Raw genomic sequence first — 13,672 nt, 5'->3', positions numbered from 1 at the left:
GATCGCTAGCAGAGTCACCCAAGTGATCACCAACGCCGAACCCTAACGGCAACCAGCCGAACCGATCACCACACACATAGAAGCGTCTTGCACTTCGTGCCCCGGCGAAAGACGCGAAAGCCGCATCCCGGCGACCGAAAGTGCAAGATCGCGGGGGTGGGGTCAGGGGTGGGGTCAGAGGGGGTGGCGGACCCAGACGTTGGGTTCCACGTAGACGGCGTGGTCCTGTGCGACGTCGCACCAGACCGGGGCCAGCGCCTGCGGCACGTGCACCGGGCCGGTGCGGTCGAAGGGCAGGCCGGTCCAGGACCGCCACTCGGCCAGGGTGCCGGGGATGGTCATCGACCGTGGCGCCACGGAGTCGATGCGGCCACCTGCCCGGACGTGCACCCGCAGCCACGGGTCGACCGGCAGGCCGTCGTCGCGGACCTGGTACGCGTACTCCCGCATCGGCTGGTCCGGGTCCTGCTTGCCGTTCGGGCGGACCGGCGCGACCAGTTCGGTGAAGCCGAGGCGGCGGGCGTTGGCGCGCATCGCCGCCAGCATCCGGGCGGACACCCCGCCACCACGGGCCTCCGGCCGTACGCAGATCTCCAGCGCCGATACCAGGTTCGGGGTCGTGCCGGCGAGACGGTTGATGCTCGCCCGCTGCACGATCCGGTCCCACCCGCCCGGTGGCAGTGTGTCCTGCGTCCAGTGCAACGGCACGCTGTACGCGCGGGCGACCGCCCGGCCCGGCACGGCCGGGTCCAGCGCGAGGAGGACGTACTCGGGGTAGTGGCGGTCGGCGACGGCGTAGTACAGCGACGCCATCGGATCCCAGGTCATGAACTCCGGCCAGGCGCCGTCGAAGTCGTCGAGCAGGGGCGCCAGGTCGGGGCGCTCGGCCAGCGGAACGATCTCCAGATCCATTGTGCGGACGGTAGTCGCCGCACCGAGCGAGCCGCAGCGCCTTTTCGCAACCGTGGTGCGGCTCGCGTTAAAAAGGGGCCCTTCCTCTACCGGAGGCGTTAAGAAGGGGCCCTTCCTTGCACCTGAGGCGCTTTGTTGATAGCGGTGCTGTCGGCGAGCGGACTCTCACGGGGAGTGATCACGAGAAGGATCGGTACCGGCCACCGCCGTGGCCACCCTCCCGAAGGAGGAGCGCGTGTCCGATCCATCCCGCAACCCGCGCCCGGCCCGGACGATTCCGGGCCTCGACACCCTCGCCCGCCTCGCCGACGACACCCTGCGCCGCAGCGGCACCCGGCTGCCCGCCGACGCCCTGCTGGTCAACCGGCGCGACGAGCGGGAGGACCTGCTCGCCGGCCGTTTCGTCGACCGGCTCTCCGGACTGGCTCCCAGCCGCCGGATCGGACCGTTCCGGAGCCCGGGCGGCACCGACATCTTCTACGACGTCTTCCTCACCGCCCGCCGGGTCGAGGTGCGCGAGTCCGGGGCCGCCGCACCGGCGCTGGTGCTCACCGCCGCCCGACCCGGGACGGCCGGGCCGACCGGCCTGCGGATCGCCGTCGACGCCGGCACCGTCTGGATTCGGGGCGACCTGATCGGGGGACTGCCCGCCGACGCGTACGCCGGGCTGCAGGTCTCCGGTGGCACCCTCACCCTGCCCGGCGCCGCGACCGTGGCCGGCGACGTCGTCACGGTGCCCGCTCCGCTGGCCGCCGCGCTCAAGGTCGCACCGGCCGCCGACACCCCGCCGGACGGCGACGGCGGGTGCACCGGCGCGGACGCCGCCACCGCCCTGCCCGGGTCGGTCAGCCTGCGCTTCGGCGCTGGTGGGCTGGAGATCGACGGCGACTCCGGCGAGGCGCGGGTGTGGGGGCAACGGTTCCGCTTCGGCTCCGCCACCGGCGACACCACCTTCCTGCCCCGGCTCTGGACGCTCGTGCTCGCGTACGACGTCGAGCCGGACACCCTCGACCCCACCGCCATCGGCACGGACCTGGTCCGCTTCGGGGCCACCGACGCGGCGACCGGGGTCGCGACCGTACGCGGCGGCGGGCTCGGCCTGCCCGTGGTGACCGCCGGTGATCCGGCGATCCTCGGCGAGGCGGCGACCGCCGCCCGCTGGCTGCTCCAGGTCACCGGCCTGACCGCCCGCTGGTACGAACCCGACCCACGCCCGCACGAGCTGCCGGAGGCCTGGGTGGCCGTGTCGGCGGCCGGCGCGATGCTGGTCGCCGAGGGCATCGCCGCGCTGAGTCCACCGGTGGACCACACGTACGACCTGTGGGCGCTGCCCGACGGAGGGCACCGGCTGCCGTGGCGGCAAAGCTACGACCGGCCCTTCTTCCTGCTCTACAACTGCCACCTCGCCGACGGCGAGCACCTGATGACGCAGGGCGGCGCGGAGGTGGCGCTGGACCGGCCGCTGACCACCGCGGGCCGGCCGGTGCCCACCCCGGCGCAGAGCGGGGTGCTCCTGCTGCACCGGCTCGGTGGCGAGGTCACCGCCCTGCTCGGCGCGACGCTGCCGCCGGACCCCCGGCGGCACCTCCAGTTCGCCCTGCGCAACGCGCTGGTGTGGACGGCCCTGCCGGGCCTGGTCTACGTGCGCGGGGCGCTGCGCGACGGGCGCTCGGTCGAGGCCGGCCAGGCGCACCTGCTCCTCGGCGTGCACGGGTGGGCGCCGATCCTGCCCGACCCGTACGTCGCCAACGCCGCCGTCACCCGTCCCCGGATCGGCCGGGAACCGCCGCCGGCCGCGCTGGTCTGCACGGTCGGGTGGACCGCGCCGGACTCCGCGGTGACGGTCGACTTCGACGGCCGGCTCGGCCCGTCGGCCGCGGTCAGCGGACGGCCCGCCTCGTCCGGCGAGCCGCGTCCGGCGGACGACCGGGACGACGGCACCGACGTGGGTCTGACCCAGGTCGAGCAGGGGCGGCTCGGTCTGGACAAGCGGACCGGCGCCGAGTGGCTCGCGGCGCGACGCCGCGAGCAGGAGCTGCGGGGCCAGCGCGTGGAGGCGGCCCGGCAGCAGAACGCGCTCAGCGAGGCCCTGGTCGACCGCTACCTCGACGAGGTGGTCGGTCCGGCGCCCGGCCTGCTGCTGCTGGACGTGTCCACCAACCAGGACCTGCTGGGCGTGGCGATGGGCGGGCAGCGCCGGCAGGGCGGCACCCCGTTCGGTGTCGACGGGCTCGACGTCCGCGCCGAGGTCGCCGACCTGCGGGTGGTGGCCCTGCCGCAGGTGCAGTGGGAACCGGTGCGCACCCTCGACGCCGACCAGGACATCATGACGATGGGCTGGTTCCCGACGCCGCTGGCCTCGGCCGTCGACGGCGGTGCCACCACCCTCGGCGCCCGGTCGCAGAAGCTGGTGCCGGTGGTCCCGGCCGACGCCCTCGACGGGACTGTCGGCGCGTTCCGCGACGGCACCCCGGTGGGGATGCGCACGACCCTCCCCTTCGGACTGGTCGCCGCGGTGCTGGTCCGCCCGGACGCCACCGCCGACCGTCCGGCCGACCTGCTCGGCCTGACCCGGCCGGCGTTCCCCGCCGAGGACGCGGTCGGCGGTATCCAGGTCACCGCGCACGCCGAGGGCGGCCGGCCCGACGACGGCGGGGTCTCCGCCACCTTCGACGGGCGGCTCCGGCAACTCCTCAACGGCGTCGACCTCGCCAGCGGCGCGCCGCTCGGGCTGTCCGTGCTCGGCTCGACGGCCGACCCCGTCGGCAGCGTGGAGACCGTCTTCAACAACGACATGGCGGCCAACCCCCGGGTGCCGGTCACCCGGATCGACATCTCCGGCTACGGCGGCTCGAACTTCAGCGACTGGAACAACCCGTTCGCCGCGTTCGCCGAGGCCGCGAAGGTGCAGTTCCGGGTGGTGGTCGGCCGGACCGCGCTGGAGGTCGTCAAGGTCAACAGCGTGCTGCACCCGTGGGGCATCCGCGTGACCCGGTCGGTGACCGTCGAGCGCCGCCCCGGCGGCGGGGTGATCCGGCGGGACAGCGGCTGGCAGGCGTTCACCCCGGGCCTGTTCGACTACCGGTACTTCGACGAGGGCGTCGGCGACGTCGTCGTGGCCCCGTACACGTTCGACGCCGGCCTGTTCCGCGGCCTGTTCGACGTGCGGACCATCCGGCCGGCCCCCGGCGCGGTCTTCGGCTCCGGCGGCACGCAGCTGGTGCCGTACCACTTCGACGCCGACCTGGCCCTCGACGGCCTGCCCGGACGGACCCGGGCCACCGGCGTGCTCGGCTGGTTGCAGGTGGCGCCGAACGGCACGCCGGCCCCGGCGTCCGCGCTGCGGGCCCTGATCGAGGCGCAGGGCCCGGTCGGGGGCCCGGTCGACACCGTCATCGACGTGGCCGGCAGCGGCCTGCCGTTCCGCGCCCAGCGGATCGAGGTCGGGCTCGCCGACGACGCCGGCACGCCGGTGTTCGTGGCGACCGTCCGTGGCACGCCGCGGCTGCCCGAGACCGGGGCCTGGTCGGTGGTGGTCCGGCCGGTGGCCGCCGCGCCGCCGGGAGGCGGCGAGGCCGTCACGGTGGCGGAGAACCGGGGTACGCCGCTGCTGCGCCGCTACCCGATCGCGTACGCGGCCGGGGACCGGACGGTCTTCACCGAGCCGCCGCTGGTCGGCGCGCCCGGGCCGTACCGGTTCGCCGACGCCGCCGACCTGCTCGTGCCGAGCGCGCCAGCGCACGACTACGCCTTGGTGCAGAGCACCCCGACGCACGCGTTCTGCTTCCCCCGGCCGTCGGTGCCGGCGCCCGGGGTGCGCCGGATCGAGTCCGGGCACCAGCCGGCGCTCGCCGACATCCTGGCCCGCTCCACCTCCAAGGGTGCGTTCCCGCCGCCGGCGAACACGATCGAGCTCGCCCCCGGCGCGGTGCACCTGGACGTCGGCCCGACCGGCCGGCTCGCCCTCAGCGCGCCGGTCGAGATCGTCAACCACCCCACCCCGCTGCGGCTCGCCGGCAGCAGCGGCCACGGCTCCCAGCTCCGGTACGACGGCTCGGTGCTGCGCCTGGAGCTGACCGAGGAGCGGTGGTCGGCCGACTTCACCGGGCTGCGCATCTGGACCGACATCGCCGGAATGACCGAGCTGACCGGGTCGGAGCTGCGCATCGCCGGCGGCACCGACCGGCGGCCGGAGATCGTCGAGCTGCGGTCGCTGCTGCTGGCCGAGATCGAGGAGATCCTGCGCTACATCCCGTTCTTCGGCGCGCGGGGCGTGGAGGGGCCGATCCCGCTCGGCGCGACCAACGCCAAGCACGAGGTGAAGTTCGACGCGAAGACCATCGTGTCGTTCCCGAAGTTCTCCCTGCCCATCGGCGCGGAGATCACCGCGACCCTCTCGGTCGGCGCCAGCAGCGGCATCGACCTGGCCACCGGCGGCGCGAAGGCGTCGGCGGTGTTCGGCGCCGAGCTGGAGGGCAAGTTCCCGGTCACCACGGTCGGCGTGGCGAAGATCTTCATCATCGCCAGCCTGAAGGTCACCTTCTCGCTCACCTCGGTCTCCGGGGCGGTCACCAGCGAGAAGTTCGAGCTGGTCGCCTTCGTCGGCGTCGGCGTCGAGGGCGCCATCGGCGTCTTCCGGGCGTACGCGTTCCTCGGCGTCGGCTTCGTGCTCGCGTACGACGCCATCGCCGACCGGACCAGCTACGGGGGACTGGTGGCCCTCGAAGCCGGCGTCGACATCACCCAGAGCGCCAAGATCGTCAAGGTCAAGCTCCGGGCCGAGCTCCGGGGCCTGGTGTACGACGACGCCGGCACCACCAAGTGCGACTACACCGGGTCGGTCAAGCTCCAGGTCGACCTCTTCCTGATCATCTCGATCAGCGCGACCTACCAGGTCACCGACACGGTCACGCTCTGAGGAGTACGCCATGGCCACCGCACACAAACTGACCCTCGTGCCGTACCTGCAACGCTGGGACCACGCCGGGCGGACCCTGTCGATCCGGCTGCTCGTCGCCCCGGCCGGCAACCCGCTCGCCCCGCTGCTGGCCGCCCCGCCCGGGGTGCCGGCCTTCGCCGACGCGAAACTCGCCTTCACCGTGTCGCTCTCCGACAGCGCCGGCGCGCTGCCGCAGCGCACGCTCGTCGACCAGACCGCGGTCCTGCCGAAGGACCCGGACACGCTGCACGCCCCGCACGCCCGGGACATCTTCACCGCCATCGGCGACGCCCTGGAGATCCCGGACGGACCGGCCGGCGACACCTTCGCCCCGCAGGGCCGCGACCTCGGCCGTCAGCTGCGCAAGTACCTGCCGGTCAGCTACCGGCGGTCGTTCCCGTTCGTCCGGCCGCGTACGTCCCTCGCGGTCACCGACGACACCTACCACTGCCTGATGAGCTGCCCGCCGGAGCCGGTGCCCCCGCCGCCCGCGACCGTGATCGGCTGGGGCGAGGCCATCGCGTTCGCGCTGCGCCGGCCCCGGCTGGCCGAGGCGCTCGGGCTGATCGTCGCGCTCGACGTGCCGCTGGAAGAGGGCCGACTGGAGCACGGCGGGTGGCTCTGGGTCGACCTCGCCGGACACGGCGACTACGCCGCCCAGGCCGCCGCCGACCCGGCCTTCCTGCGCTCCTTCGCCACCCGGGTACCGGGGCTGCCGGTCGACGCCGACCCGCCGCTGTTCACCCCGGTGCTCTTCCCGGTCTCGGCCGACGCCACCGCGGCCGGGGCGCTCGGCAACTACGACAGGGTCTTCGCCGAGGCGCTGCGCTTCGACGACGGCTTCGCCAAGATCGTGCACGCCCGGCAGCCGGTCAGCGCCGACCCGCTGGACGAGAACGGCGACGGCACCCCGCTCGCCCGCGACGAGGGTATCCAGCTCGGCTGGGACGACGAGGACATCCTGGAGGGCCAGAACCGGGCCCTGGGCGCCCCACCGGACGGCGAGGACCCGTTGCTCGCCCCGCGCGGCATCCTCGGCTACCGCGTCGACGTGCGGGAGTCCGGCGCGGACGGGTGGACGTCGCTGTCCCTGGTGGACGCCCCGCTGACCGTCGGCGTGGACCTCGGCGAGGCCCGCGAGGAACGGTGGAGCGAGGTCGTACCCGCCGAACACAGCGGCCAGCTCTGGCTGCCCGCCTGGTTCCTGCGCTGGCGCGGCGGGTCGCTCGTCGTGGACACCGTCGACGACCAACGGTTGATGGACGTCCCGGTGGGGCAGGCCGACACCGCCGTACCGGTCGGCGCCGACGCGGTCGAGCTGCGCTACGGCCGGTCGTACGACGTCCGCGTCCGGCTCGCCGACGCCACCGGCGGTGGTCCCACCGTCGACGCCGAGCCGACCCGCGAGGGGGAGGCCCCGACCACCACCCTGGTCCTTCGTCGGCACCGTCCCCCGGCGATGCTGCCGCTGGACGAGGTCGTCCCGGGCGCCGACGGCAGCGTCCCGGCCGTGACCGTACGCCGACCGCCGCTCGGCTACCCCGAGGCGGTGTTCGCCGCCGGCCCCGCCGCCCGTGCCGAACTGCTCGCGCAGATCGCCGCCAACGACGCCGACCCGGACACCGCGAGCAGCCCCGCGATCGGAGACCCGGACACCACGCTCGTGCACGTCCGGGTGCTGCTGCGCACCCCGGCGTTCGACCCGGCCGGCGACGAGAGCGGGTACGTCGAGTGGTACACCACCACGCGGCCCTTCCCGGCTGATCCGGCCGACCCGCTCGCCCTGGACCTCGACTGGGTCGACGGGGCCGATCACACGGCGGTCGACGTCACCGGCCAGGCCGGCGCCGAGGGGGAGGTGACCGGCCCGCTGCCGGTGCTCACCGCCCGCGACGTACGCCTGGAACTGCGGGCCCTCGGCGCGGACGACCCGGCGTACTTCGGCAGCGACGCCGCCCGGCGCGGCCCGGCGCGGATCGTCGACCTGCACGCGGTCGCGACCGCCTCTGCCGAGACGGACCTCCTGCGTCCGCTGCCCGCCGCCGACGAGCTGCGGTCGGTGTTCCTGCGCCCCGACCCGGCCGGCCAGGCGGTCGTGGCGCACGCCCTCGCCGCGCAGAACGCGCCCACCCCGGCGCTGCTCGGCCGGCTCGCCGGTGCGCTGGACCTGGTCGCCGACGGCCCGATGCTGCTCGGTCCACCCGGGCAGCGCTTCGGGTTCGGGTGTGCGGGGCTCACCCACCACCTGGCGCCCGACGTGTCCAGCGTGGAGCTCGCGGACCCGGCCGAGCTGGCCGGGCAGTGGATCAACGCGCTGCGGGTGGTGCTGGACCGGGACTGGACGTGGCGCGGCGCCGGCTCGCCCACCCTGTCCGTCCGGCGGACGGTCCGCATGCCGGACGCCCCCGGCGCACCGGACATCACCGTGGACGTCGGCACCGTCGAGCTGATGGACAGCGTCAACGTGCAGGCCACCCGGGGTGCGGTCGACCGGTCCGCGACCCGCCTGGTGTTCCTCGACGCGCTGCTCGTGCCGCTCGGCCCGGACGGATTCCCGTACGAGCTGGTGGTCACCTACGACCTGACCCTCACCCTGGAGGGAGGCGGCACGGTCGCGCGGTCGGTGGAGACCCGGCTGCCGGTCGTCACGCCGCCCGCGCAGGTGCCGAAGGTGGTCGCCGCCGGCATCGCGCTCACGCCGTACTCCACCGACGCCGAGTACGCGGCGACCGCGCCCCGGATCCGGCGGCTGTGGCTGGAGTTCGCCGCGCCGCCGGCCGACCCTCGGGACGGGTACTTCGTCCGGCCGCTCACCGTCACCCCCGACCCGATGCTGCTGCCCGGCACCGAACCGGTGGCCGACCCGGCGACCGTCGAGGGCGTGCCGCTGGACCCGGAGCCGATCCGCGTGATCACTCCCGGGCAGGTGCAGGACCTCGCCGGCCTGGCCACCATGCAGCGCCTGGAACCGGCCGCCGACAGCGACCGGCACTTCCTGGTGCCGTTGCCGCCGAACACCGACCCGAACTCGCCGGAGCTGTTCTCCTTCTACACCTACGAGATCCGCCTCGGGCACGACCGGGGGCCGGACGCCGACCCCCTCTGGTGCACGGCGCAGGGCCGGTTCGGTGAGTCGCTGGTGCTGGAGGGCGTCGCCCATCCGGCGCCGGAGCTGCCCTGCTCGGTGCTCGCCGAGCCGGACGGCGCGGTCCGGGTGCGCTCGACGTACGCGGTGCCGTACACCGGGCTGCGCCGGGTCCTGCCGAACCCGCCGAACACCGGTCTCTGGGCGGTGCTCTACGCCCGGGTGGTGCAGGCCGACGGGAGCACCCGCCGCAACGTCCAGCTGGACCTGCGGCGGCTGCACCCGCTACGCCGAGGCCACCACGACGGCACACCGCTCGCGGTGGAGGGTGAAATCCGTTGGACCGGTGCCGAGGTGCGCGGCGCTCTCGACGCGGCGGGGCTGCCCGACAAGGCGCCGATCAGCGCCCTGGCGGTCGAGGTGCTGCCGGAACCCAACGGCGGCTTCACCGACCCCCTCGGCGGCGACCTGGGCCAGGTCCGCATCCTCCGCACGTCCCCGCTGTCCCCGGTCGACCGCAACTGCTGCGGCACCTGAGGTGTAAGGAAGGGCCCCCAGTTAACGCCTCGTGTAGAGGAAGGGCCCCCTTTTAACACACGGAAAGTGGGCCGCCCGCCCCCCGGTTGGGGGACGGGCGGCTTCGGGGTGGGGGTCAGGACAGGGGTTCGATCCAGATGTTGCGGTAGCGGACGTTGGCGCCGGGGTCACCGTGGTCCTGGAGGCGGATCGGGCCCCCTGACGCGGTCTCCGCGGCGCCGCCGCCGGTCGGGCTGGTGATCTCCACGTCGTCGTGGATCAGCGTGCCGTTCCAGCGCACGGTCACCCGGGCGTTGGCGGTCTTGTTGCCGGAGTTGTCGAACCGGGCGGCCCGGAACGTGATGTCGTACGTCTGCCAGGTCTCCGGCGCGGTGGCCGCGTTGCTGCCGGCCGCCTTCCGGCTGTAGATCGACCCGGCCTCGGTGTTGTCCAGCGACGTGTCCCCGAAGGAGTCGAGGACCTGGATCTCGTACCGGTCCTGCAGGTAGACGCCGCTGTTGCCGCGGGCCTGCCCGGTGACGGTGGACGGGTAGGTCGGCTGCCACCACTCGACGTGGAGGGTGAAGTCGCCGAAGCTCTGCTTCGTCCGGATGTCACCGCCCAGGACCTCCGCCGACCCGTTCGCCAGCGGCCAGCCGGCGGCGGCGCCCCCGGTGGTCTGCCAGGCATTCAGGTCGTCGCCGTCGAAGAGCTGGATGCGGTTGGTCCCGCTCCCGCCGTTGATCACCCAGTGCTGGTTGGCACCACCGACGTACGTCCAGATGTGGATCTGGGTGCCGTCGGCGCTGGACCCGCCGGCGGCGTCGAGGACCTTGCCGGACTGCGGGTTGAGGATCGAGCCGTTGGACTGCGGCTGCCACACCTGGGAGCCGGTGCCGTTGCAGGTCCACAGCTGCACCTTGGTGCCGTCGGCCGTGCCGCCCTTGTCGACGTCGAGGCACTTGCCGAGCGCCTGGAAGGTGTCGCCGACGCGGGACCACTTCTGGGCGTTGGTGCCGTTGCAGTTCCAGAGCTGGATCTTGGTGCCGTCGGCGGTGGCCGAGTTGCTGACGTCGAGGCACTTGCCGCCGATCCCGGTGATGGTGCCGGAGCCGCCGCCGGACGGGGCGTACACCTCGAACTCGTAGATCCGGGCGGCGGGGTCGGTGGTGCTGGTCGGCGCGGTGATGTTCAGCCGTACGTAGCGCGCCGTGACCGCCGTGACGTCGTGCGTGGTGGTGCTGGCGGTGTTGCCGGTGACCGTCGCGCGGGTGGTCCAGTTCGAGCCGTCGGTGCTGGTGGCGATGGTGAAGTCCTTCGTGTTCCAGGCGGCGTTCTCACCACCGGCCCCGGCGTGCTTCACCACGAACTTGTTGACGCTCTGGCTGGAACCCAGGTCGACCTGGAGGTACCTGCTGGTGCCCTTCGAGCACCACTTGTCGGCGTTGCCGCCGGCGACGCTGCCGTTGACCGCCTTCTCGGGTCCCTCGGTGGTGGCGCAGGAGCTGTCCGCGGTGGCCGATCTGTTCAGCGCCAGGTTGGTGCCGCCGGTCGGCGGCGGGGTGCTGCCGGGGATGGCGTTGAGCGTGTACCAGGCCTCGGTGCTCCACAGCGACGCGCCGGTGGTCGAGGTGAACGGGCGCGGCGAGCGGACGTACACGACGTGACCCGCCTTGCGGCCGGGCACCGTGAGGCTGACCTTCTTGCGGTCGGTGGAGAGGGTGGCGGCGCTGACGGTCAGCGTCTCCTCACCGATCTTCGGCCCGCCGTAGCCGGCGGTCGGCTGGTAGCGCCACTGCTTGACCTTGTAGCGGGCCGCCAGGTCGGCGGCGGTCTCGGTGGACACCGGCTGGGTGTACTCCAGCTCGAAGCCGGTGGTGGTGGCGCGCATGGCGAGGATGTCGAACGTGCTGGTGCTGTTCGGGGTCAGCTTCTGCAACCCGTACTGCAGCTTGCCGCTCTGGCCCCAGTTGCCCCCGGCGCCGAGCCCACCGACGTAGACCGCGCCGTTCGGTCCCATGTGGACCTCGGAGATGCCGGCCTCCAGGCCCTGCGTCATCCGGAACAGCGCGCCCTGGTACTCACCGTCGACCTTCTCCAGGAACGCCCGCTGGAGACCGCCGTAGGTGACGTCGCCGATGAGCAGTTGACCGGCGTAGGTGCCGCTGGGCACCGTCACCAGCCCACTGGGGGAGTTGGCGATCTCGTTCTGCGGCATCCACAGCACCGGCGGGGTCACCGGCCTGGTGTCGAAGGGGCCGGCCGGATTCATGTAGTGGTTGAAGAACCGGTCCTGCTTGACGTGCAGCAGCTTCGACGAGGGCAGCCAGCCGCCCTGGTTGTCGGTGACGAAGATGCCGTTCTCCGGTCCCCAGCCGATGCCGTGCGGGGTACGCAGGCCGCCGGCGACGTACGACAGCGCGCCGGTGTCCTTGTGCACCTTGATGGTGGTGCCCCGGTTCGGCGCCGGCTGCGGGTCGGTGGTGTTGCCGCCGTAGTTGATCGACACCGAGAGGTTCAGGTAGAAGTACGGCGCCTGGTAGAGCAGGCCGAAGGCGAACTCGTGGAAGTTGCCCCCGTACGGCCAGGTGGCCACCGTCTGGAGCTGGTCGGCCACCTCGTCGCCGTTGGTGTCGACGAGCCGGGTCAGCTTCTGCTTCTCCGACACGTAGACGACCCCGTCGACGATCTTCAGGCCCATCGGCTCCTTGAGTCCGCCGGCGATCTTCTTCGTGGTCACGCTGCCGGGGCCGGTGGAGCCGCCGGTGTTGCTCAGGATGTGCACCTCGCCGTCCTGCGAGCTGCCGGACTGGTCGCTGCCACCCCAGGTGGAGATGACCATCCGTCCGTCGGCGAGCCAGTCCATGCCGGTGACCTTCGGCTGGAAGCCGCTGGGCCGCAGGTTGGTCAGCGTGTAGCTGGGGTGCACGCCGTTGAGCGGCAGGCCGTCGCCGGGGGAGTCGAAGACCCCCTCGCACTCCTTCTTGCCGGGGGCAGTGACCCGGACCACGCCGGCGTCGGTGCTCAGGGCCGAGTTGGGCACCACGACGAAGGACGACGAACCGGGGGTCTTCCACTCCAGGGTGATCTGCTGCCCACCCGTGCGCTCGAAGTGGTCGATCCGGAACGGGTGCGCTCCGGCGGTCAGGTTGACCGTGCCCTCCTTGGGCGGGTCCGCGCCGTGCAGGCCGTCGTGGTTGATGACGACCGAGTTGTCGATGGTGAGCTTCGACCCGTCGTCGCTGGTCAGCCGGAACGTGTAGGAGCCGGCGGTCGTGACGTTGATGGTGCCGAGCACCTGCGCCACGAAGTAGTCCTCGAAGCCGAAGTCGGCCGTCGAGGTGAAGTTGATCGTGGACATCAGCTTGTCGACGTTCGGGGTCTGCGCCGCCTTGAGCGTGCAGATCTCGTTGAGCGGCACCTGCACGTCGTAGACACGCAGGGTGACGCCCGGCTCCTGGGCGGGTGCCGCGGCGGCCGGGGTCGCGGACAGGCCGGCGGCGGCCAGGGCGAGTGCGATCGAACCTAGGACAGGACTGCGAAATCGGCGCAGCAGCCGTGTGCCCATCGTTCCTCCTCGGGAGGGTGGGAGTGAAGGCGGTCGACCGCGGACACGGAGCTGTGGTGGGGGTAGCGGTCGGCCATCGACCGGGGCTCAGGGGGGCGATCGACGCCGACGATGTGACCCGCCTGGAACACCGGGGTGATGGATCGAAACATTAATCGGATTCGATCCCCGAGTCCATGCCTTTCGAGCGGTTGAGCAAAAGTTCCGCCTGATCATGCGAAAGTCGGGTCGGGTGGCTCCGGGACGAGCCGGGTGCCGGTACCGTTCGGCGGATCGGTCGTATACCGTCGGCACGTGATCGTCGAAAAGCACTGGTGGAACGGGGACCCGACCTCCCGCGGGCGCCGTGACGTGTACATCCGTCGGGCGGGGGAGCGCTGGGAGGTCCTGGCGCAGATCGGCGGCGCGCAGGGCCGCTCCAAGTTGCAGGAGTGCCCCAGCCGCACCTCGGCCGTCATCCTCGCCAGCGCCTGGCGCGGCAGCAGCCCGTCCTGGCGCGAGATCGCCAGCTGAGTTCCAACTCAGCGCACCCGATACGGGCTGAGCTTGCGCTCAGTGTCGGGCCGTCGGCCGGCTGATCGGGCGCTCAGGCGCCCGCAGTCACCTCACAGAGGCTCCGCGATATCCACCGTCACTGAGTGTGGCGGCCATC

The 13,672-nt window shown here is 72.9% G+C and carries 5 protein-coding genes; 3 read left to right on the top strand and 2 right to left on the bottom strand.

The genetic code is table 11. The annotated features are described in order from the left end of the window. Positions 1-174: 174 nt before the first annotated feature. Positions 175-912: an N-acetyltransferase gene (locus ACIBR0_RS28005; protein ID WP_396720585.1), complete on the bottom strand. Its 738-nt coding sequence runs from the start codon at positions 910-912 to the stop codon at positions 175-177. A 235-nt stretch (positions 913-1,147) separates the two neighbouring features. Here ACIBR0_RS28005 and ACIBR0_RS28000 point away from each other — a divergent pair, with 235 nt between their 5' ends. Next, positions 1,148-5,830: a hypothetical protein gene (locus tag ACIBR0_RS28000; protein ID WP_396720583.1), complete on the top strand. Its 4,683-nt coding sequence runs from the start codon at positions 1,148-1,150 to the stop codon at positions 5,828-5,830. Positions 5,831-5,840: 10 nt separating this feature from the next. After that, positions 5,841-9,473: a hypothetical protein gene (locus ACIBR0_RS27995; RefSeq protein WP_396720581.1), complete on the top strand. Its 3,633-nt coding sequence runs from the start codon at positions 5,841-5,843 to the stop codon at positions 9,471-9,473. Between the two features lie 115 nt (positions 9,474-9,588). On the opposite strand, the gene ACIBR0_RS27990 is transcribed toward ACIBR0_RS27995, so the two are convergent. After that, positions 9,589-13,020, bottom strand: coding sequence for a family 16 glycoside hydrolase (locus ACIBR0_RS27990; protein ID WP_396720579.1), 3,432 nt, complete (start codon positions 13,018-13,020; stop codon positions 9,589-9,591). Between the two features lie 294 nt (positions 13,021-13,314). Between ACIBR0_RS27990 and ACIBR0_RS27985 the strand changes: the two genes are divergently transcribed. Continuing rightward, on the top strand, positions 13,315-13,533 hold the full coding sequence (locus ACIBR0_RS27985) for a hypothetical protein (RefSeq protein WP_357034793.1): 219 nt from the start codon (positions 13,315-13,317) through the stop codon (positions 13,531-13,533). The last annotated feature ends 139 nt before the right edge of the window (positions 13,534-13,672 follow it).

This window comes from Micromonospora sp. NPDC049497 (assembly GCF_044465805.1).
Lineage (GTDB): Bacteria > Actinomycetota > Actinomycetes > Mycobacteriales > Micromonosporaceae > Micromonospora.
This window is presented reverse-complemented; position numbering and strand designations above follow the sequence as displayed.

Coding starts and splice junctions, on each gene's coding strand:
- ACIBR0_RS27990 (WP_396720579.1), bottom strand. CDS start 13,020: ATGGGCACACGGCTGCTGCGCCGATTTCGCAGTCCTGTCCTAGGTTCG.
- ACIBR0_RS27995 (WP_396720581.1), top strand. CDS start 5,841: ATGGCCACCGCACACAAACTGACCCTCGTGCCGTACCTGCAACGCTGG.
- ACIBR0_RS28005 (WP_396720585.1), bottom strand. CDS start 912: ATGGATCTGGAGATCGTTCCGCTGGCCGAGCGCCCCGACCTGGCGCCC.